The following is a 20876-nucleotide window of genomic DNA, read 5'->3' as shown; positions in this document are numbered from 1 at the left end:
TCCCCCGGGGCGTAGGACCGGGGCCGCTCCGCCGGGCCTCGGCGCCCGGGGTCACCGCGGCCGGGCTCGACGCCGGTGACCCGGTGTCCGGCTTCGGCCGGCGACACTCGCGACCCGGGTCACCGGGACACACCGGGACGGACTGTGGACGATTTCGGGTCACTGCGGCCGGACGAGCCGGGTGGGGGTGCTGCCCGCGCCCCCGCCGGCACCGCCCTGGTCGCCGCCGGCGTCGGTGGGCCGGCTGTCTCCCGCCCCGCCGGTCGTCGCTCCTGTGGTCCCGCCGCCGGTCCCGCCCCCTCCCGTCTGTCCGCCGGGCCGTCCCGCGGTGCCTTCGTCGCCGCCGGTGACGCCGCGGGTGTCGCCCCCGGTGGGCGGCCCCGCCGTCTGTCCCGCGGTCTGCCCCGCTGTCTGGCCCGCGCCCGTCGGTTCGCCGATCCCCGGACCGGGCGTCGTGCTCGGGCTTCCCCCGGGCGACGGTGTCTGCCCGGGGGACTGCGACGCCGGTGAGGACTCGGACGGGGACTCCTCGTCGGACGGTGGCAGCTCCTCCTCTGCGCCCTCCTCCAGTTCCAGGTCGAACTCCACGATCTCGGAGCCCTCCAGGGCGGCTCCGGTGTACTGGCCCCAGATCTTCGCCGGCGCCCCGCCGCCGTTGATCCGCGGCAGTCCCAGCGCCCCGTACAGCGGTTTCTGTGCGCCGGTCACGGGATCCTGGCCCATCACCGCCACCACGGTCGCCAGTTGCGGGGTGTAGCCCGCGAACCAGGCGGCCTTGTCCTCCTCGGCGGTCCCGGTCTTGCCCGCCGCCGGGCGGCCGGCGGACTGTGCTGCCGTCCCCGTGCCGCCTTCGACCACGCTCTGCAGGATCGAGGTGGTCGTGTCGGCGGCCTCCCGGCTGACGACCTGTCCGGCGCTCTTTTTCGGCAGCCGCACCTGCTGTCCGTCCTTGGTGACCCGCTGGACCAGGGTGTAGGTGCCGTGCCGGCCGTGGTTGGCGAGTGTGGCGTACGCCCTCGTCATGTCGAGCACGCTGGCTGTCGCGGGACCGAGGGCGATGGACGGCGAGGCGGTGAGGTCCGGAGTGCTCGCCGGGATGCCGAGGTCGATCGCGGTCTGCTTGACCCGGGCGGGGCCGACGTCCATGGCCATCTGCGCGTAGACCGCGTTGACCGACTTGTCGGTGGCGGTGCGGACGGTGATGGGGCCGTAGGAGTGGCCGTCCTCGTTCTCGGGGGCGTACGGCTTGCCGCTCCAGCCCTGGACCGTACGCCGGTCGGTGCCGTCGTAGACGGTGTTGGGCGTGATGGGGCGGTCGTCCTGGGTGACCGAGCCGTTCTCGACGGCGGAGGTGAAGACGAACGGCTTGAAGGTGGAGCCGACTTGGTAGTCGCGGCGGGTCGCGTTGTTGACGTACTGGCGGGTGTAGTCGACGCCGCCGTACAGGGCGACGACCTTGCCGGAGGCGGGGTCGATCGACGCGCCGCCGACGCGGACGTTGCGGTCGGCCTTGCGGGTCTCGCTCAGCTTGGAGTTCACCTGGTCGTCGACCGCTTCGGTCAGGGCGGTCTGCTTGGCGCGCTCCAGGGTGGTGGTGATCCGGTAGCCGCCGACGGCGAGCGTCTTCTCGTCGATGATGTCGTTGCCGGTCAGATAGTCCTCGACGGCCTGGACGATGTAGCCGCGCTGCCCGGACAGACCGGTCGCGGGCTTGGCCCGCTCGGGGACCGGGAAGGTGAGCGCGGCGCGGTCGGCCGGGCTCAGCCACCTCTTCTTGATCATGCCGCCGAGCGTGTAGTTCCAGCGGCCGAGCGCGGCGGCCCGGTTCTCGGGGTGGGTGGCGATGTCGTACGCGCTCGGGGCGTTGAGCAGCGAGGCGAGATACGCGCCGCGGGCGGTGTCGATCTCTTCGATGTCCGTGCCGTAGTAGGCCTGGGCGGCGGCCTGGATGCCGTACGCGTTGCGCCCGAAGTAGCTGGTGTTGAGGTAGCCCTCGAGGATCTCGCTCTTGCTCTGCTCGCGGCCGAGCTTGATCGCGATGAAGAACTCCTTCCACTTCCGCGAGACCGTTTGCTCCTGCCCCAGGTAGTAGTTCTTGACGTACTGCTGGGTGATCGTGGAGCCGGACTGCCGGCCCTTGCCGGTGACCGTGTTCCAGGCGGCGCGGACCATGGCCTTCGGGTCGACGGCGCGCTCGGAGTAGAAGTCCCGGTCCTCGGCGGCCAGTACGGCCCGCTGGACCGTCAGCGGGACCTGCGCGAGTTTCACGTTCTCGCGGTTGACCTCGCCGTCGCGGGCGATCTGGGTGCCGTCCTCGTAGAGGTAGACGTTGGACTGGGAGGTGGCCGCGGCGTTGGCGGGCGGGATGTCGACGAGCAGATAGCCGGCGAGGAAGCCGCCGATCAGCAGCAGGGCGACGAGCAGGATTCCGCCGAGCAGCATCCGCCAGGTGGGGAGGAGCCGGCGGAAGCCCGTACGCCTGCGGTTCCTCTTCTCCGGAAGGGGCGCCGGCCCGACGGCGGTCGCGTCCCTGGGGTTCCAGCCGTGCTGCGGCTCCACACTCATGCGGCCATACTGCCCTTTTCGCGCGCATATCCCTCGGATCCGGCGGAACGCGGCATCTCTCCAGGGGACGGCTGTCGGACCCCACGCCCGGAAAAGGGCTCGCGTCGGGTCTCGGGGCACCGCTAGGGTCGGGCGCTTTGGTGTCGCCGCTCCAATCCGGCGGCACCGGGCGGAGGGGGGAGACGTGCGGCTGTATGCGGTCGTTGCCGTCGGTGGGTTCCGGCGCTATGCGACGTACCGGGTGGCGACGGCGGCAGGGGTGTTCACCAACACCGTCTTCGGCTTCATCATGGCGTACACCTATATCGCTCTCTGGGATCAGCGCCCCCACCTCGGCGGATACGACGTCTCCCAGGCGCTGACCTTCGTGTGGCTCGGCCAGGCCCTGCTGATGACCTGCGCCATGATGGGCGGCGGCTTCGAGGACGAGCTGATCGAACGCATCCGCACGGGCGACATCGCGATCGACCTCTACCGGCCCGCCGACCTCCAACTGTGGTGGCTCGCGGGCGACCTGGGCCGGGCCGCCTTCCATCTGGTGGGTCGTGGCATCGTCCCCATGATCCTCGGCGCGCTCGCCTTCGACCTGGCGCTGCCGGGGTCCCCGCTGACCTGGATCGCCTTCCTCGTCTCGGTGACGCTCGGCGTGGTCGTGAGCTTCGCCCTGCGCTTCCTCGTCGCCCTCTCCGCGTTCTGGCTGATGGACGGCGCCGGCGTCATCCAGATCGCCTGGCTCGCGGGTCTGTTCTTCTCCGGGATGCTGCTGCCGCTCAACCTCTTCCCGGGCACCCTCGGCGACATCGCCCGGGCCCTGCCCTGGTCCTCGCTCCTCCAGGTACCCGCCGACGTCTTCCTCGGCAAGCACACCGGCTGGGGACTGCTGGGCGCCTACGCCTTCCAGTGCGGCTGGGCCGTGGCGCTGCTCGGCGCCGGGCGCGCCCTCCAGTCCGTCGCGACCCGCAGGGTGGTGGTCCAGGGTGGTTGAGACGCTCACCGCCGGTCTGCGGACCTACCGCATGATCGCCGCGATGTGGATCCGTTCCACGATGACGTACCGCACGTCCTTCCTGCTGACCGCCTTCGGGAACCTCGCGGCCACCGCCTTCGACTTCGTCACGATCCTGCTGATGTTCTCGCACGTGGACGCGCTGGGCGGCTACTCCCTGGGCGAGATCGCCCTCCTCTACGGGGCGACCGGCACCGCGTTCGGTATCGCCGACCTCGTGATGGGCTCCATGGACCGCCTCGGCCGCCGGGTGCGCGACGGCACGCTCGACGTCCTCCTGGTGCGGCCCGCGCCGGTGCTCGCCCAGGTCGCGGCCGACCGGTTCGCACTGCGCCGCCTCGGCCGGATCACCCAGGGCCTGCTGGTCCTCGGCTACGGACTGCTGACCGTGGACGTCGACTGGACGCCCCTGCGGGTCCTGATGGTGCCGATGATGCTGCTCAGCGGGGCGGCGATCTTCTCCTCGGTCTTCGTGGCGGGGGGCGCCTTCCAGTTCTGGGCGCAGGACGCGTCGGAGGTGCAGAACTCGTTCACGTACGGCGGCAACACCCTGCTGCAGTATCCGCCGACGCTCTTCGCCAAGGACCTGGTGCGCGGGGTGACCTTCGTGGTGCCGCTCGCCTTCGTCAACTGGCTGCCCGCGCTGTACGTGCTGGGGCGGCCCTATCCGCTCGACCTGCCCCACTGGCTCGCCTTCCTGCCGCCGGTGGTCGCCGCCGTGTGCTGCCGGCTGGCGGGGTTCGCGTGGCGGGTCGGGCTCCGTTCGTACCGGAGCACAGGGAGCTGAACTGTGGAGCACGCAGAGACCGCGGAGAGCACGAACACGGCAGGGACCACGGCGGCCTCGGTGACCGCCGGGATTACGGTGACCGCCGGGACCGCCGCCTTCATCGAACTCGACGGCATCGAGAAGGTCTTCGACGTACGCCGCAAGGCCGGCCGGCTGCGCCGGGAGAAGCACCAGGTGCGGGCCGTCGACGGGATCAGCTTCCGGGTCCCGCGCGGCGAGATGGTCGGCTACATCGGGCCGAACGGCGCAGGCAAGTCCACCACCATCAAGATGCTCACCGGCATCCTCACCCCCAGCGCCGGACGGCTGCGGGTCGCCGGCATCGACCCGTCCCGCGAGCGCACCCGGCTGGCCCAGCGCATCGGCGTCGTCTTCGGCCAGCGCACCACTCTGTGGTGGGACCTCCCGCTGAAGGACTCCTACCGGCTCGTGCACCGGATGTACCGCGTACCCGACCGGCGCTTTCGCGACAATCTCGACCGCTGTGTCGAACTCCTCGACCTGGCCGACCTCCTGGACGTGCCCGTACGCCAGCTCTCGCTCGGACAGCGCATGCGCGGCGACATCGCCGCCGCTCTGCTGCACGATCCCGAGGTGCTCTACCTCGACGAGCCGACCATCGGGCTCGATGTGATCTCCAAGGCGAAGGTCCGTGAGTTCCTGCTCGACCTGAACGCCGAGCGCGGCACCACCGTCCTGCTGACCACCCACGATCTGACCGACATCGAGCAGCTGTGCAAGCGGGTGATGGTCATCGACCACGGCCGGCTGATGTACGACGGAGCGCTCGCCGGGCTGCACGAGATCGGCGAGAGCGAGCGGACGCTGGTGGTCGACCTGGAGCGCGAACTGCCGCCAGTGGAACTGGAATCGGCTCGTACCGTCAAGGTCGAGGGGCCCCGCCAGTGGCTGGCGTTCCCCGCGTCCCAGTCGGCCGCGCCGCTGGTGGCCGCGCTCGCCGACAAGTACCCCGTGGTCGATCTGTCGGTCCGCGAGCCGGACATCGAGGCCGTGATCGCCAAAATGTATGCCGAGCGCCCGGGCTTGTAGCCCCAGCGCTGGGAGCCGGGCGCCGCGCTGGATATTCTGCCCGCATGAGCGAACTCCCTGAGATGCGCGCCTCCGACGCCGAGCGCGAACGGATTGCCGAACGGCTCCGAGACGCGGTGGCGGAGGGGCGGCTGGACATGGAGGAGTTCGAGGAACGCCTCGACGCCACCTACAAGGCCCGTACGCACGGTGAGCTGGTGCCCCTGGTCAGCGATCTCCCGCTGACGGGCGCCCCCACGGTGGCTCCGGTCGCGGCAACGGGCTCCGGACGGTGGGCCGACCGCATCGGCGGGCCCGGGACCTCCAAGGGCGCGTTCGCGTTCTGGGGCGGCTTCAGCCGCAAGGGCACCTGGACGGTCCCGCGGCTGTTCACCAGCTTCACGATGATGGGCGGCGGCGAACTCGACCTGCGCGAGGCGCGGTTCGAGGACCGGGAGACCGTGATCCGGTGCTTCGCGATCATGGGCGGGGTCCACATCGTCGTACCGCCCGATCTGAACGTCGAGGTCAACGGCATCGGTTTCATGGGCGGTTTCGGCGAGGAGGGCGACGGCGAGTCGGAGCCCGACCCGACGGCACCGCGCGTACGGATCACCGGCTTCGCGCTGATGGGCGGCGTGGGCGTCGAGCGCAAGCTCCGCAAGGCCGAGAAGCAGCGGCTCAAGGCGGAACGCGCGGCGGAGCGCGAGCGCCTGGAGAAGGGCGGCGAAAGCGGCCGGCTGACGAAGGGCGACCGGAGCGACCGCAAGGAACTGGGCTGAGCCCTGGGGGAGTCGGGTTCGAGCGGAGGCCGGGCCCGGTCGTCGTGGAGCTGGGACACGGCTGACGTGCTGACGGTGCCGGCGGGTTTACGGGCCGGGAGCCGGGCGCGTCCTCGGTCGCGACGCGCCCCCACCCGTACAGCCCGGCGTCTCACAGCCGCGCCGGGTCCACCGCCCTCGCCATGCGTGCGAAGCCCGCGTCACTCGGGTGCAGATGGTCCCCCGAGTCGTACCGCGGCAGCAGTCGTCCCGGCGCGTACGGATCCCGCAGCGCCCGGTCGAAGTCCACGACCGCGTCGAAGATCCGCCCGCCGCGGACGGCGGCGTTGATGTCCTGCCGCGCCTCCTGAACGGCGGGGGTGCAGCGGTCGTGCCCCGCGCAGGGCAGCAGGGTGGCTCCCAGGACGCGCAGATTGCGCGCCTGCGCCCGGCGGGCCAGCTGAGTGAGCCCTGCCGTGACCGAGGCCGCGTCCGGCTCGTGGGAGGCCCGCAGCAGATCGTTGATGCCGATCGCGACGATCACGGTCCGTACGCCGGGCCGCGCGAGCACGTCGCGGTCGAAGCGGGCGAGTGCGCTGGGGCCACGGCCTTCGAGCAGGAGCCGGTTGCCGCTGATGCCCTGGTTGACCACGGCGAACTGCTCGGTGCCGTGGGCGTTCAGCCTCTCGAAGAGCCGGTCCGGCCAGCGGCGGTTGGCGTCGATGGTGGAGGTCACCCCGTCGGTGATCGAGTCCCCGATGGTGACCACGGCGCCCCGGACGTCCTGCGTCAGCACGTCGACGGCGGTCAGATGCCGCCAGGCGAAGGTCTGCTCGGTGTAGGAGTCCCCGGAGACGTCGTCCGTGCGGTCGCCGTCGGCGAGGTACGAGGTCTGCCGGGCCCGCGGGTGGAGGGTGACCGGCCCGTCGGCCGGTGTGTGGATGCTGACCAGCAGATCGCCGTCGTACGGGATCCCCAGCGTGACCGGATCGCTGACGAACTGCCCGCCCGGGGCGATCGTGACGGCCTCCGCCTTGCGGAACGTCACCCGCCGCAGGGTGCCGGGCACGGCCGCCGGGGTGGTGCCCGCGCGCAGTGCGAGCGAGACCCGGGCGATGTGCAGCGGCTCGCGTCCGGTGAGGTTGGAGAACGTGAGCCGGGCGGCCGACCCGCCGATACTGGTGTGGACGACGTTGCGTACGGACCGGTCGCCGCGGGCGGTGTCCTGGAGGTCGGCCTGCACGGGCGCGGCGGCCCAGGTCCCGACCCAGACGGCGGGTGGGCCCACGGACGTCCGGACGGCGGTGCGGCCCTGGGCTGCCTCGACTCCGAGGTATATCGCGCTGCAGATGAGGACGATCACGGCGGTGACGCCGGCGAGAGTCGCGTATCCGCGACGCATGTTCATGAACACATCATCCGATATGGCACGGGAACTCGTGATGCGCCCCAGGAGTACCTGGGGTAGGGACTATGCGTACGGGGTGCGCGCGGACGGGTGGAGCGGATGAACCACACAGAGCGAGATGGACCGGAAGAGCCGGAGAAGACGCAGGCCACTGCGGCTGCGGGCGGGGAGGACGCCCGCGCGCAGCGGCCCGGGCGGGCTGCCGGGCCGGGGGAGGGGGGCGGCGCGGGGCGAAAGAAGCGTCCGGCGGGTGCGGACGGCGCGATCGGGGGCGCACAGGCTTCCCGGGGCTCGGCGGCGGGTTCTGAGGGCTCGGCGGTGGGTTCTGAGGGGTCGACGGATGGCGCGGGCTCCGAGGGCTCGGTGGATGGCGCGGGCTCCGAGGGCTCGGCGGACGGTGCGGCGGGTGCCGTTGGTTCGGCCCCGCGCTCGGCCCCGCGCTCGGCCCCGCGTTCGGCGGACGGTGCGGCGGGTCGGGCGCGTTCGGCCCCCGGCTCCCCGGACGCCGCGCCGGGTTCGGACGGCTCCGGGGCGGGTTCCTCGGGCCATGCGACGACCTCCGGGGCGGGGACCGCGCCGGGCCGTGCGGCCCGGGGCGCCCGTACCCGGACCACGCTCCCCGGATTCGCGTACACCGAGGCCGACGAGGAGAAGCAGCGCGGCGTACGGCGCATGAAGCTCACCGCGCTCGGACTGCTCGTCTTCGTCGCCATCGTCTTCGCGCTCGCCACCTGGGCGGGCAAGGCCGGCGCCGGCCCCTGGACCGGCTATGTCGCCGCCGCGGCGGAGGCCGGCATGGTCGGTGCTCTCGCCGACTGGTTCGCCGTCACCGCCCTGTTCCGCCACCCGCTCGGCATCCCCATCCCGCACACCGCGATCATCCCCAACAAGAAGGACCAGCTCGGCGCCTCGCTCGGCTCCTTCGTCGGCGAGAACTTCCTCTCCGGGGACGTGGTGCGCGCCCGCCTGCGCGCCCTCGGCATCGGCGGCCGCCTCGGCTCCTGGCTCGCCGAGCCCGCCCACGCCGACCGCGTCACCGCCGAACTCTCCACCGCGCTGCGCGGCGCGCTCACCGTCCTGCGGGACTCCGACGTCCAGGCCGTCGTCGGCGAGGCGATCACCCGGCGCGCGGACAACGCCGAGATTGCGCCAGGCGTCGGCAAGACCCTGCAGAAGGTGGTGGCGGACGGCGCCCACCACCGCGCCGTCGACCTCGTCTGCGCCCGTGCGCACGACTGGCTGGTCCTGCACTCGGACTCCGTGATGGACGCCGTCGAGGGCGGCGCCCCCGGCTGGACCCCGCGGTTCGTGGACCGCAAGGTCGGCGAGCGGGTGTACCGGGAGCTGCTGCGATTCGTGACCGAGATGCGGGACATGCCCGGCCACCCGGCCCGCGGCGCGATCGACCGCTTCCTGACGGACTTCGCCGCCGACCTCCAGTCCGACACGGACACCCGCGCCCGCGTGGAGCGAATGAAGTCGGACCTGCTGGCCCGCTCCGAGGTCCAGGACGTGATCGCGTCGGCGTGGTCCTCCGTACGCGCCATGATCATGTCGGCGGCCGAGGACGACCGCAGCGAGCTGCGGCTGCGGGCCCGCTCCTCGCTGCTGTCCCTGGGGGCGCGCCTCGCCTCCGACGGCCGGCTCCAGTCGAAGCTGGAAGGGTGGATCGAGGACGCGGCGGTGTACGTGGTGACGACGTACCGCGCCGAGATCACCTCACTGATCTCGGACACCGTCGCGAGCTGGGACGCCGAGCACACCTCGCGCAAGATCGAGGCGCACATCGGACGGGACCTTCAGTTCATCCGGATCAACGGCACGGTCGTCGGTGCGCTCGCCGGGCTGCTGATCTACACCGTGGCACACGCGCTGGGCGGGTGACGGGCCCCTTCCTGACCCGTCACCCGCCCAGACACTCAGGGGAGGTGTCAGGGAGTACGGACGGCGGCGCGGATGTGTTCAACTCCCGCCGGACGGCTCCGCGACCGGACCGCCGTACCGCCATCGCACCTCCCCTCACCCGGCACGCACGTGCGCGGGGGATTGTCAGTGGAAGAGCTGGCCGCGGACCGCGCCGTCGGCGAACTCGGCGGTGTGGATGTTGGAGTAGTAGTCGCGCGGGTTGGCGCGGACGCGCTGGACGACGTCCGGGTTCTGGCCCGTGATCGTGCCCGAGACGGCGAAGACCCCGTCCGGCACGGGCCGGTTGAAGAAGTCGAGGACGACGTCGCCGTTCTTGCCGAACGCGCCCTTGTGGATGTGCCCCTTGGTCGGGCTCTTGAGGTTGATCCAGGCGAGCGAGTAGTCGACGGTCGTCCCCTTGGGGTGGATGAACGTCACCGCGTGCCCGTCCGGGTCGCCGACCTTGGAGGCGTCGTTCTTCGGCACTTCCTGGGCCCCGTTGGACAGCGCCCGCAGCTTGCCGCCCTTGATGACGTCGAGCGGGTTGATGTTCTTGTGCAGCGGCTTGAGCTGCCCCCGTACGGCACCGCCCGGGAACTCGGCGCTGTGCAGGTTCACATAGAAGCCGGCCGGGTTGTTACGGATGTCACGCGCCAGCTTCGCGTCCGTGAGGGCCACCTGCCCGGCCGCGGAGTGTACGGAGTCGGGCATCGCCGTACCGAACAACGGCACCTTGACCTCGCCGTTCTTCCCGGCCGCCCCCTGGTGGATGTGCCCGAGGCTCGGTACGAAGCCCTTCCACCGGAGGGCGAACGTGACCCGGTCGCCCTTCACCTTCACCAGCGCGACGGCCGTGCCGTCCGGGTCGTTGACCGCGGGCCCACCCGCGACGGGCACCTCGTCGGCGCCCGACAGTTCGGCGGCGAAGGTGAGGGCGCGTCCGGTGGACGGCTTGGTGAAGGTGCTCGCCGCGCTGCTCCCGCCCTGCTGGGCGCCGTGTCCGCCCCCGTGAGCGACTGCGGGAGTAACACCCGCGACACCGAGCACCATTGCAATTGCGGCCACAGAAATGAATCGCTTGTTCATTGTTCTTGTTCCTCCCGTTGAGGCCGACTGGTCGGGTCGGTCGCATGGAGGTACGCGTCTCCCGTGCGGGTCGTTCAACGCGAGATTTCTGCAATTCAGTTGAACCACCGATCAGTTGACGCCGTACAACCGGGCAGACCACAGCGCACCCAACAACCGGGGGAACAACCATGAGCAGGAACCGCTTCACCATGCCCGCCGCCGTCTCCGCCGCGGCCTTCGCGCTGCTCACGCTGAGCGCGTGCGGCGGCTCGGACGGGGCGTCCGGCCCGGAGCCGGGCGCGGCGTCGGGTGCGGCGTCGGGGGGCGCCGCAAAGCCCGCGGCGGGAGCAGTCATCAAGATCGCGGACTCGCCGGTCGGCAGGATCCTCGTCGACGAATCGGGCCGTACGCTGTATGGATTCACCAAGGACAAGCCCGGCGGCAGCAGGTGCGACGCCGACTGCATCGCGGTCTGGCCGGCCCTCACCTCCGCCAAGGACGTCACCGCGGGCGTCGGCGTACGGCCGGACCTCCTCGAGGAGGCGAAGCTCGGCGAGGGGGCCGAGCAGGCGGTGTACGGGGACTGGCCGTTGTACTACTACGTCGGCGACGCCACCGCCGGAGACGTCAACGGGCAGGGCCTGGACGGCGAGTGGTTCGCCGTCGCGGCCGACGGCAAGCTCGTCAAGAAGGCGGTCTGATACGGGAGACGCATCATTCCGTTACAGAATCCGGACGGGATGAATTCCCGAATGCGGGGAAATCTCTTGGGAATTCATTCCACCCCATGAACCTGCGGCGGCCGGGTCGTCCCTCCCGGCCGCCGCAGCCCTGCCCATTCCCGGTGACCGGAGGCCGACATCCCCCGCCGCTGACGGTCACCGGGAATGCGGCGCGGCCTCTCGTCTCACTCGCAGGCGACGCCGTCGCCGTCCCGGTCGAGGTGCCGCCCGTAGCCGGGGTCGCCGGTCCGGATCGGCGCGGCGCCCGCGGCGCGCACCTCGGAGCAGTTGGCGTACGACACACTCCCGCCGCCACCGCCCGTGGAGCCGCCCCCCGAACTCCCGCCGGACGAACCGCCCCCGCCGGAGTGCGGCTCGCACCCCACGCCGTCGCCGTCCCGGTCCAGATGGCGCCCGTAGCCCGGGTCCCCGACCTCGACGGGCGCGGCCCCGGCGGCCTCGGCGGCTGCGCAGTTGGCGTACAGCTTCACCGGCGCGACGGGCTTCTTGGGCACGGCGGGCTTCGCCGGCGGCGCGGGCGCGTCCACGGTGATCCGCACCACGGCGGTCCCGGACACGGCCTCGCTCCCGGACACATCCACCTTGTACGTGAACGTGTCCTCGCCGTCGTACCCGGCAACTGCCTTGTACACGATCGTGTTGCCGTCGACGGTCGCGGTGCCGTGGGCGGGAGGCGAGTCGACGGTGACGTCGAAGGTCTCGTCGTCGAGGACCATCTGCACATTGCCACTGGTCCCGCTGCCGAGGGTGACGGTGTCGTTCTGAAGCACCTGAACGACGATCTCCTCCCCGCTGTCGGCGCTCTCCTGGTCATCGACGAGTTCGAGCAGAGCTTTGGCGGAGGGCGCCGGCTTGGCGGCCGCGGACGCGCTCGCCACCTTCTCGGCGGCGGGCTCGGCGTCCTGAGCACTCTCACCCCCACACCCGGCGACCCCCACCACCGCCATCACGACACCTGCTGCGGCCACGGCGATGCGCCCCTGCGTACGTATCCGAGTCATGTGCCCCCCAAGGCTGACGGATCCGGACTGAGGGGGCTGAGCATTTCATTCCGGTTAACGGGGGATGGTGGAAGTGGGGGTGTTTGTGGCTGAGTTGTGATGAGGGTGTGCGGGGGATGACGGTGGGTGAGCGGTGGGGGCGGCGCGGCCTGGCATGGCGAGTACTCGCAACGGTGGGTGAGGGACGTCGCACCAGGGGCAGATCCCGATCATGCAAACTCTCACCAGCAGCCTGATCAACCGCCAGGACGGCCTGGCGACCTCCCGCCAATTGGCGGACCTGGGATGGTCCCGCTCGACCATCGCCCACCGATGCGGCAAGGGCGGCCCGTGGCAACGCGTTCTGCCGCGGGTGATCCTCCTCCAGACCGGAGCCCCGAGCCGACGCCAACGGTTACGTGCGGCACTGCTCTACGCGGGGGAGGGCGCGCTGCTCACCGGGGCGGCCGCATTGACGCTGTACGGAGTCCGCGGCGTGGGTCCGCCTGGCAAGGCGCCCCCGGTGGACGTCCTGGTTCCGGCCGCCCGCAACCCCCGAAGCCGCGCCTACGTCCGCATCCACCGAACCCGGAACGAGGTCCGCCGCCTTCCGGTGGAAGGCCTGCCGTGCGCGCACCTGGCCCGCGCGGTCATCGACGCGATCCCGTACCTGGGTGACGGACGTGCGGTGACGGCCCTCCTGGCAGAGGTCGTCCAGCGGGGGCGCTGCACGCTCGACGACCTCACGTCGACGCTCAAGTCGGTGCACCGTGGGAGTGATCCGCGGATCACTCCCACGATCGAGGGCCTGACAGCGGGCATCCGCTCGGTCGCAGAGGCGGACGCCCGCCGCGTGCTTGCGGCAGCAGCCATCGTCTCCCCTGTGTGGAACCACAACCTGTACCTACGCGATGGCACCTTCCTCGCGCGCCCCGACGCGTACTGGCCGGCGGCAGGCCTGGTGCTGGAGATCGACTCCCGCGAATGGCACCTGAGCCCAGGCGCCTGGGAACACACCATGACCCGCCGCAACCGCATGGCCCAGCACGGCCTGACGGTCCTGTCGGTCTCGCCGTCTCAACTCCGCGACAACCCGGACGAGATCGTGGCGGCGATCCGAGGGGCATTGGGGAGGGGTGTCTGTTCGGCGGAGGTGGTGGCGGCTGGGGGCGGAGGCGGTTGAGGGGGGAGCGAGGGGCGCTCTCGGTAGTGGGCGAGGAGCCGGCGCTCCCGAGCCGCGCCGAGTTCGGACCCGCGTGGCGTGGTCGGCGGCGGACGGGTCCAAGTGAAGTGGTGTGGTGAGGGTAGTGGTGGCGCTGGTCACTTGTGAACGGAAGGTCCAGCAGGAGTGGGCGGTGGGGACACGAGGGCCAATGCCTGTGTGACCAGGCCGGTCCTAGTCCCCACTCTCCAGTGACAGCGCGAACTGACCACCGCTCTCACGGAGCTCGACGGCAACGTCGGCGAGCCCAGGGCGCGCGTGGACAGGCGCTGCTCGGTCTCTATGGTGCCGTTCGCCGGCCTCGGACCGATGGCGGCACGCGCTTGACCCTGGCAGCGGCGGAGGAAGCGGCGATCAACGTGATCGCCGACCTCCTTCACTGGCTCCGGGCCCATGCGCGACCCGGAGGAAACTGTCGACCGCGCTCAAGTCCAATCGGAGTCGGACTCGGAGCCGACTGTCCGGTGAGGCTCGACCAGTTCCCCGTCCTCGTCGGCGGCGTTCATGTCGAACTGCCGAGTCGACACGTCATAGCGCCCGTGCTCGGACTCGATGGTGCAAGTCGTTCCGCCAGGTGTGTGGTTGACGCGGAACGACGCCTTGCTGTCAGCGGGGACAGAGACGCTGTACTCAACGATCTTCTTCGCGGTCACGCGTGAGTCCTTTCTGCGGAAACTTCCGGGTCGGGCCGGCGAGCCGTACGCGGACGCACGGTCACTGCTGATGTTCGCGTGCATCCCCAAAGTGTTAGAAAAGGGACTATTTTGCTCATCTGCAGCCAACTCCCGTAGTGGAGGTGTCTGCGTGATTGCACCGGCCCGATGGTCGCTCGAACGTAGGAACCCTCAACGCGCGAGTGTTCGGATGATGCCGCATGGCCAAGGAGCCTACACCTAGGGGTCGTTGAGGTGCCTCGTGATGCGCCAGGCAATAGTCTTCGCCGGGTTGAGGCGGCGGATGTTATGTGTCGATATAGTCGTTTCATCCAATGTTCGGTGTTAGAACTCTTCATTTGGGTAGCTCAAATGAACCGCATCCTTGTACGATCTGTGCATCTACACGGCGTTGGGGGTGCGGCAGTGACGCAGGACTTCGCAGACTGGCTCGTTGGGATGCTGCGCCAGCGAGACATGCCGCAGAAGGAGTTGGCCGAGCTGGTGGGGGTGACCCCGGCGGCGGTGAACGCCTGGGCGAACGGTCGCTCTGTTCCGAGATACGAGAAGATTGCGGCCATAGCGTCAGCACTGGAAGTTGCTGTCGAGGATGCCGTGAGTCGCCGTCCTCCGGAGTCCACCCCGTCCGAGCTGGAATGGATCTTTCAGCCGGCGCCCGAGGACGGCAGTAGGAGCGGAGGAAACGCAGCTGCCTATGCCTTTGCAGCCAACCTTGAGGTACTCGCGCGGGAGGCGACGCAGAACAGCCTGGATGAGCGGTACTTGCCAAGCGAGCCTGTCACTTCTCGCTTCGTGCTTCACGAGTTGACGGGCCAACACCTCCAGGGCTTTCTCGATGCGCTCCGATGGGAGTCGATCGAGCGGCACCTTCGTGAAGCAGCCGACCGGCGCCAGAAGGCGGGCCGCGTCCTGGTTGATGGTCTGAATGAACTGGAGCGCACGGGGCGTCTCGTCCTGCTCCGCATCGATGACTTCAACGCGAGCGGGTTGACCGGGCCCGAGTATGACGATGGGCGCTTCGCGCGCGTCGTTCGACGAACACTTGACAGCGGCAAGGTCGGTACCCAGGGCGGTTCGTACGGTCTGGGCAAGGCGGCGCTCTGGGCGGCCAGTCGCTTCGGATTGGTGCTGGTGAACAGTACTCTCTCCGAGAGGCAGGACGGCCGGGACGAGCGGCGGATGGCCGGAAGACTCGAGCTCCCGTGGCACTCTCTGGATGGCGATGAGTTCGCTGGACCAGCCTGGTTCGGCGCCAGAGACCGAGAGCGAAAGGAGTCAGCTCGCTCCTGGTGGGCCGATGCCGCGACTGCTGAGAGTCTCTACTTGGAGCGAAGCGGCTCGTCGCCCGGAACTTCGTTCCTCGTGGTCGGTGCGTATGACGGCTCAGGCGACACCGAGGATCTGGGAGAGATGCATGACCAGTTGACTGCTGGGGTTGCGCGCAACTTCTGGGCCTCCATGGTCGGTGGGGAGCAGGCAGGTCCACTGTTGCGCGCGTCCGTTGCGGCGTGGCGCAACGGCCAAGTCATCAGGCCGGAGCGCTTCATCGATCCGCATGCCTATGAGCCTGCAAGATCCCGGGCGGTCAGAGCCTTCCTTGATGGGCGTACGACAACCGAATTGACTTCGCGCGATGACGTGCTGCAAGCCGCCGTCTCGCTCAAGTTGCCGGCCCGCAAGGAACCAGGGATCGGCGGCGAGGAACGTCCACAGTCTCACGAGGCGGTGCTGCTCGTGACACCGACGGCTGAAGACGACCCAAAGCCGGACCGGATCAGCTTCATGCGTGCCACCCGCATGGTGGTCAAGAGCAAGCGGGTCAGCGATCTACCTATGGGCCACCCTCGTTTTCAGGCGATCCTTCTGGCCGGCCGAGCCACCGGGGCGAGTGACCATGCGGCCGAGGAAGCCGAGCAGTTCCTGCGCACTTCCGAACCCCCGGACCACAACGACTGGACCAGTACAGAGGATCTGACGGCTACGTACGTTCGTGGTGCGCGGCAAAGCATCCTCAATTTTAAGAGGAACGCGGAGGAGACGATCCGTGAGCTGTTGAGGGGGCAGGAAGAGGAGGCCGACGCAGATGACGGGCCACAAATCCTCCGAGACCTGTTGACTCTGGATGCGCCGAAGAAATCTCGGACGCAAGGCTTCCCTGTTGTACACGCCGTCGAGGGCGACGTATCGGAGAGTGGCGCGTGGCGGGTGCGTGTGACGGTGAAACTTCCTGAGCGCGAGGACTCTTGGGTGCTCTCTCCTGTTGCTCGCTTTGTGGTGCGTTCCGGCGGCAATATTCCCGTTCGGTGGGCGGGGACACTGGTCCCGGAACGGGACTGCGAGTTGACGAGAAATGGCAACTTGCGGTTCAGGGATGGTGCAAGACGAGGGATCTTCAGGGGTGTTACTGACGTCTCAAGTCACCCGGTGATCGCCGACATGTCATGCATTGAGGTGGACGTGCCGAGGGCCAAGGAGATCGTGGAGTGAAGACAGCTTTTCCATATCCGATCTTGGCGGGAGACGTCACGTTGACTGCCGACCAGGTCTGGGTGGACAACATCCCATTGGCGTTCAGTCTGATCTCCGACAACGAGCAAGTGATTGCTCTTCACGCGATCAAGCGGGATTGGCACGAGATTCGAGTCAAGGTGGCCGTGTCCGTCGACGCCGATGAATTGGCGGCGGGTGTATGGGCCTCTCCCGGGTGTCTGGCCACAGTTCGCAACAGGAGAACTAACGTTCGTTTGACTTTCCCTCTGCACTACGAAGGCGGAGGGCGCTGGTCCGGCGAGGTGGAGCTCCGTCGAGGTGAGCATGCGGGACGCTGCGAGATAGACGGATGGATCGTCGCGGAGGTCAAGGGTGTCGAGGGTCGGTTGATCGGTCGTGCCGAGAACCGGTGGAGCGCGGATTTCGAAGCCAAGCAACCTACGAGGCAGCGCAGTATCAAGATGGTCTGGAAGGACTTTGCGGAACACCCGTACCTCGACGGTTTCCGCGACGACCCGTGGATTCTGGATGCGGAGGCAGGCGAGCCGGTTCTGTACCTCAATTCCGCACTCGAAGGTTTTCGAGCCGTGCTCAGCGGTGCCTCAAGTGCGGAGCAAAAGCTTGTTCGTGAAGTCATGGCGACACAGATCGCTTCCGAGGCATGGACTTCGATGTTCAATACCGCCCTGTATGCCTGTGCTGTAGAGGGAGAAGAGCCTCAGTGGCCAGGGGGTTGGCATGAGGATGTTCTGCGGCGGATGTTGCCAGACTTCTTCCCCGAGATCTCGCCCGACGAGGCGCTCGTTGAACTCGTCGGGCGTCGAATAGGTGGTGAGAGTGGGTCCGACCTCCACGCGCGACTTATGCACTCGGCGACCTTGAACTCCATGAAGCAGAAGACTGTGGCGAACACCGTTCGGACTCTTGCGCGCATGGCTGATACGAAGGAGAGTTCGTGACTTCGCGAATCCCGACGAGAATAGGTCACCTACCTGACTCCGTGGCCGTCCGAGCGATCACTCCACGGGTACTGCGGGGCTACGAAACGCTCTCGTTCTCCACCTTCAGGGGGAAGATCGAGGGACCTGCGGATGACATCGCACGTTGGGAATCAGAGCCGGTACGCGAGTTGCTGGTGGAGGCACGGCGACGCTTCGCAGGCAGTACACCTACTGCCAGTGACGCGTGGCTGGCTCCGCGACTCCACTACACGCTCCGCCTGACGCGTGCAGAAGCCTCGGATTCCACTCTGTGGAACTTTCTTGCCCTGTGTCTCGCACCCGACTTCGTGCAATGGCGTTGGGGCCGAGGCGAGAGTGGCATGGAGGTGGGACAGGCTGCTCGCTTCTCTGGCAGATGGGACATCCAGTGCTTCTCTCGACTGTGGTGGGCGGCAGAGCTGTTCCGAGACGGCAAGAACTACAGCCCGGTTGAGCTCGCCTGCGGTAACCAGGACATTCTCAACACGGCGATGCGGCTGGAGATGATTCAGCATCGCCCAGCTGCTCAGGCGCTCTTGAGGCTGCACAGAGGCGCCGTTCGCACGGGTCGGGACGTCAATGCTGCCGTGTCGGTCGCGAATGCGGCGGGTGCAACTCTGGTCTACGAGGCCATGGCTCCAGACGAACTCCAGGACGCTGAGGCTCTTAGGGAGTGGATTCTCTCCGCTGGAGACGACCCGGCCGTCCAGTACGACACCCTGCCCCAGGGGCCGAACGACGGCAGCGTTCCCCACAGCTCTGCGGAGAAGCTGACCAACTGGTTCGAGAAGCTGTTTGAGGGTGCGCCGGTACGCGGCAGAGTGAATGCCGGCGACGCTGGAGTCGGCGTCGGCATCCGATAAGTCAGTCTTAGGCGCGTAGCCGTTCGTGGATGGCCTGGGCGAGCGCACGGCCCAGGCCAACCGGTACAGCGTTACCGATCTGGCGAGCGATCTGGATCTTGCTGCCGAACCACTTGAAGTCGTCCGGGAAGCCCTGGATGAGAGCTGCCTCAAGATGTGTGATGGGCCGGTCCTCTACGGGGTGGAGGTATCGTCCCTTTTCGGGCTTGTAAAACTCTGTGCGGATCGTGACGGATGGACGGTCCTCGTGCATACGACCCATCACATCGCCGGAACCGCTGTTGTGATTGTCCCAGCTCTTCGTGGATAGGTATGTCTCCTCGCCGTGAAGGGTGGCCCACTTGCCTCGCAAATCGTGGCGATTGCCTCCGCGTCCGATTGCTTTGTATCGCGCAACGGAAAGCTCGGTCGGCGTCCGTCCGATGTGGAGTTCGGTCGTGAGGAAGGGGCCTGGCAGGAGGAGGCCCAATGGCTTGCCCTCACGATCAGGAAGGTTGACCTCGGGCGCAGCCTTGGGGGTGTGAGCGAAGACCGCGCTTCCCACGGCCACCCAGGGTGCGAGCTGGACCGGCTCTTCGTCGCGCCCATCGAGAGTCGGTTGCACCGCGGCTGCTTGTCGAGCATGCGTAGGGCGAGGGTGTTCCAACGGGACGCCCAGGTCGTCGCGGGTGGCAATGACGATCGCCCTCCGTCGGGCCTGTGGCACTCCGTAGTCCGCAGAGTTAAGGATCTTGACGCGCAGGTTGTACGAGGAGAGCTCCCCGCCCTTCTCCGTCGCCTTCGCGAGGTTGGCGAATTCTTGGGAGTGCAGGAAGCGATCAACGTTCTCCAGAACGAAGATCTTGGGCTTGATCGTGGTGACCACGCGCATGTACTCGCGCCACAGCCGGTTTCGGGGGTCGTCGACCTTAGGCGGTCGCTTCGCGAGGTCGTCCCTATTGAGGGAAGAAAACCCCTGGCAGGGCGGCCCTCCCATGACGAGGTCCACCTGACCTTCGTAGGGCTGGGCGTCCCATGTAGCGATGTCGATGTTGGCGACGTGGGCTGAACCGAAGTTCGCCGAGTACGTTGCGGCCGCGGCCTCGTCGAACTCGACCGCCGCGACAGACTCGAAGGGGGAGGACCCGGGGCCGGCCGGCTCGTAGGCGCGAAAGCCTGCGGAGAAGCCACCTGCGCCCGCGAACAAGTCGACCACCTTGATCGTGGGCTCACGCGGGGTCGAGTCCGCAGTGGTGTCAGTAGTGGTGGTCGCCATGGTGAGTGAGTCTACTGCGGACGATCTCCTGTGCACGGCCCTGCCTCCGTGGATTGGTCGGCGTTACCCGAGGTGTCTGCCAGACGGTTCAGGCGGTGCGTGAGGAACTCTTCAGTGCGCCCAGGATCCTGCGCCCGAGAGCCTCGGCAAGCGGGGGCGGGGTGGTCTGGCTGATCTGTCGGTAGGCGGACGTCTTCTTGCCGAAAATTTCCCAGTCGGAAGGGAATGCCTGGAGCAGCGCGACCTGGCCAACTGTGATCTTGGGCAGTCCATAGCGTGGCTCGACGTTGAAGTTTCGGCGAAAGTCCGGGCCCGGTACGGAATCGCCGATGCTTCCGCCATAGATTCCGTGGCGGGCCCAGAGGGCCTTTGCACGGCTTGCCCCGAGGTCCGCGCCCCCTCGACCGGTGGCTCCGCCCATGATCAGAGGAGCCGGCTCCGATGCATGTGTCGCCCAGTCAGAGGCTTCCGGCCAACCTGCCGAGGCCATCGATTCGTAGAGTGCTTCTCCGAGGGTTGGGCAGCGGGTGGAGTCCGGCACGGGCCACTCGAAGTGAGCCATGTCCTGGGGATGCATGGCGACCATGAACCCGTGTGGTCGATGCTGAGGCACTCCGAAATCCGTGGCCGTCAGCACGGACGACTTCAGCTCGAAGCCGAGGTCGGCAATGGCTTCGGCCACCACTTGTCGCTCCGCAGCGAACTTGGCCGCATTCAGGAAGGAGGGGATGTTCTCCAATAGCAGGACCCGCGGCCGGATGTAGGAAGCCATATCAAGCGTGGCCCTGAGGGCGTCCCGCTTGTCGTGCGTGGCGAGTTGTTTGCCGGCGATGCTGTACGGGGATCGTGGCAAACCGCAGCTCAGAATGTCGGCACGGTCCAACAGTTGGTGGTCTACGGGCTCAATCCGGTTGAGGTCTCCCTGGATTGTGCCCCAACCGGGGCGGTTGCGAGAGAGGGTGGCGCACGTGTCCGAATCGATGTCGACAGCGGCTATGACATCGAATCCCGCACGCTCGAGTCCCAGCGCTTGTCCTCCCACGCCGGCACACAACTCGATTGCGGTGTAACGCCGTTCCTGCACGAGTATGTCCCACCCCCACCTCGACACCCGGATCTTCATAGTAAGGCCTGGAC

17 protein-coding genes are annotated in these 20876 nt (G+C 68.4%); 10 read left to right on the top strand and 7 right to left on the bottom strand.

The genetic code is table 11. The annotated features are described in order from the left end of the window. Window positions 1-159: 159 nt before the first annotated feature. On the bottom strand, window positions 160-2565 hold the full coding sequence (locus ACFWU3_RS19230; RefSeq protein WP_384438592.1) for a transglycosylase domain-containing protein: 2406 nt from the start codon (window positions 2563-2565) through the stop codon (window positions 160-162). A 184-nt stretch (window positions 2566-2749) separates the two neighbouring features. On the opposite strand from ACFWU3_RS19230, the gene ACFWU3_RS19225 reads away from it, so the two are divergent. Genes ACFWU3_RS19225 through ACFWU3_RS19210 form a run of 4 tightly spaced genes read left to right on the top strand, consistent with a single transcriptional unit; the run spans window position 2750 to window position 6172 of the window. After that, window positions 2750-3550 (top strand): ABC transporter permease, encoded by an 801-nt coding sequence (locus ACFWU3_RS19225; RefSeq protein WP_384438589.1) that lies wholly within the window; start codon window positions 2750-2752, stop codon window positions 3548-3550. 31 nt (window positions 3551-3581) lie between these two features. Next, window positions 3582-4358, top strand: a complete 777-nt coding sequence (locus ACFWU3_RS19220) for an ABC transporter permease (RefSeq protein WP_384438613.1) — start codon at window positions 3582-3584, stop codon at window positions 4356-4358. 60 nt (window positions 4359-4418) lie between these two features. Beyond that, window positions 4419-5411 (top strand): ATP-binding cassette domain-containing protein, encoded by a 993-nt coding sequence (locus ACFWU3_RS19215; RefSeq protein ID WP_384438610.1) that lies wholly within the window; start codon window positions 4419-4421, stop codon window positions 5409-5411. 44 nt (window positions 5412-5455) lie between these two features. Further along, window positions 5456-6172 carry a DUF1707 domain-containing protein gene (locus ACFWU3_RS19210; protein WP_384438586.1) on the top strand — a complete coding sequence of 239 codons (717 nt, stop codon included), beginning with the start codon at window positions 5456-5458 and terminating at the stop codon, window positions 6170-6172. A 151-nt stretch (window positions 6173-6323) separates the two neighbouring features. Here ACFWU3_RS19210 and ACFWU3_RS19205 read toward each other — a convergent pair whose 3' ends face one another. Continuing rightward, complete coding sequence (locus tag ACFWU3_RS19205; RefSeq protein WP_384438583.1) at window positions 6324-7559, bottom strand: GDSL-type esterase/lipase family protein; 1236 nt, start codon at window positions 7557-7559, stop codon at window positions 6324-6326. A 318-nt stretch (window positions 7560-7877) separates the two neighbouring features. Between ACFWU3_RS19205 and ACFWU3_RS19200 the strand changes: the two genes are divergently transcribed. Then, window positions 7878-9443 (top strand): DUF445 domain-containing protein, encoded by a 1566-nt coding sequence (locus tag ACFWU3_RS19200; RefSeq protein WP_384438580.1) that lies wholly within the window; start codon window positions 7878-7880, stop codon window positions 9441-9443. Window positions 9444-9608: 165 nt separating this feature from the next. On the opposite strand, the gene ACFWU3_RS19195 is transcribed toward ACFWU3_RS19200, so the two are convergent. Further along, the gene (locus tag ACFWU3_RS19195; RefSeq protein WP_384438577.1) at window positions 9609-10529 is read right to left on the bottom strand and encodes a CHRD domain-containing protein; all 921 of its coding nucleotides are present in this window, start codon (window positions 10527-10529) and stop codon (window positions 9609-9611) included. Between the two features lie 191 nt (window positions 10530-10720). Between ACFWU3_RS19195 and ACFWU3_RS19190 the strand changes: the two genes are divergently transcribed. After that, on the top strand, window positions 10721-11233 hold the full coding sequence (locus ACFWU3_RS19190; protein ID WP_384438574.1) for a hypothetical protein: 513 nt from the start codon (window positions 10721-10723) through the stop codon (window positions 11231-11233). A 206-nt stretch (window positions 11234-11439) separates the two neighbouring features. Here the strand turns inward: ACFWU3_RS19190 and ACFWU3_RS19185 are convergent, their stop codons facing one another. Then, on the bottom strand, window positions 11440-12276 hold the full coding sequence (locus tag ACFWU3_RS19185) for an excalibur calcium-binding domain-containing protein (protein ID WP_384438571.1): 837 nt from the start codon (window positions 12274-12276) through the stop codon (window positions 11440-11442). A 211-nt stretch (window positions 12277-12487) separates the two neighbouring features. On the opposite strand from ACFWU3_RS19185, the gene ACFWU3_RS19180 reads away from it, so the two are divergent. Beyond that, window positions 12488-13438: a hypothetical protein gene (locus tag ACFWU3_RS19180; RefSeq protein WP_384438568.1), complete on the top strand. Its 951-nt coding sequence runs from the start codon at window positions 12488-12490 to the stop codon at window positions 13436-13438. A gap of 464 nt (window positions 13439-13902) precedes the next feature. Here the strand turns inward: ACFWU3_RS19180 and ACFWU3_RS19175 are convergent, their stop codons facing one another. After that, on the bottom strand, window positions 13903-14130 hold the full coding sequence (locus ACFWU3_RS19175) for a hypothetical protein (RefSeq protein ID WP_384438565.1): 228 nt from the start codon (window positions 14128-14130) through the stop codon (window positions 13903-13905). A 426-nt stretch (window positions 14131-14556) separates the two neighbouring features. Between ACFWU3_RS19175 and ACFWU3_RS19170 the strand changes: the two genes are divergently transcribed. The 3 genes from ACFWU3_RS19170 to ACFWU3_RS19160 are packed head-to-tail and all read left to right on the top strand — an operon-like array spanning window position 14557 to window position 18484. Further along, window positions 14557-16638, top strand: a complete 2082-nt coding sequence (locus ACFWU3_RS19170; RefSeq protein ID WP_384438562.1) for a helix-turn-helix transcriptional regulator — start codon at window positions 14557-14559, stop codon at window positions 16636-16638. After that, a complete protein-coding gene (locus ACFWU3_RS19165) occupies window positions 16635-17600 on the top strand; it encodes a hypothetical protein (protein WP_384438559.1) in 966 nt (321 codons plus the stop codon). The genes ACFWU3_RS19170 and ACFWU3_RS19165 overlap by 4 nt, the downstream gene beginning before the upstream one ends. Further along, a complete protein-coding gene (locus ACFWU3_RS19160; protein ID WP_384438556.1) occupies window positions 17597-18484 on the top strand; it encodes a DUF6339 family protein in 888 nt (295 codons plus the stop codon). Before ACFWU3_RS19165 ends, ACFWU3_RS19160 begins: the two co-directional genes overlap by 4 nt. 7 nt (window positions 18485-18491) lie before the next feature. On the opposite strand, the gene ACFWU3_RS19155 is transcribed toward ACFWU3_RS19160, so the two are convergent. Both ACFWU3_RS19155 and ACFWU3_RS19150 read right to left on the bottom strand, forming a co-directional pair. Continuing rightward, window positions 18492-19739: a DNA cytosine methyltransferase gene (locus ACFWU3_RS19155; RefSeq protein ID WP_384438553.1), complete on the bottom strand. Its 1248-nt coding sequence runs from the start codon at window positions 19737-19739 to the stop codon at window positions 18492-18494. An 88-nt stretch (window positions 19740-19827) separates the two neighbouring features. Next, window positions 19828-20823 (bottom strand): DNA cytosine methyltransferase, encoded by a 996-nt coding sequence (locus ACFWU3_RS19150; RefSeq protein ID WP_384438550.1) that lies wholly within the window; start codon window positions 20821-20823, stop codon window positions 19828-19830. Window positions 20824-20876: the final 53 nt, after the last annotated feature.

Origin of the sequence: Streptomyces sp. NPDC058685, from assembly GCF_042714725.1 — a bacterium.
Taxonomy (GTDB): Bacteria; Actinomycetota; Actinomycetes; order Streptomycetales; family Streptomycetaceae; genus Streptomyces.
The sequence above is the reverse complement of the archived record's forward strand: the minus strand, read 5'-3'. Positions and strand labels throughout refer to the sequence as shown.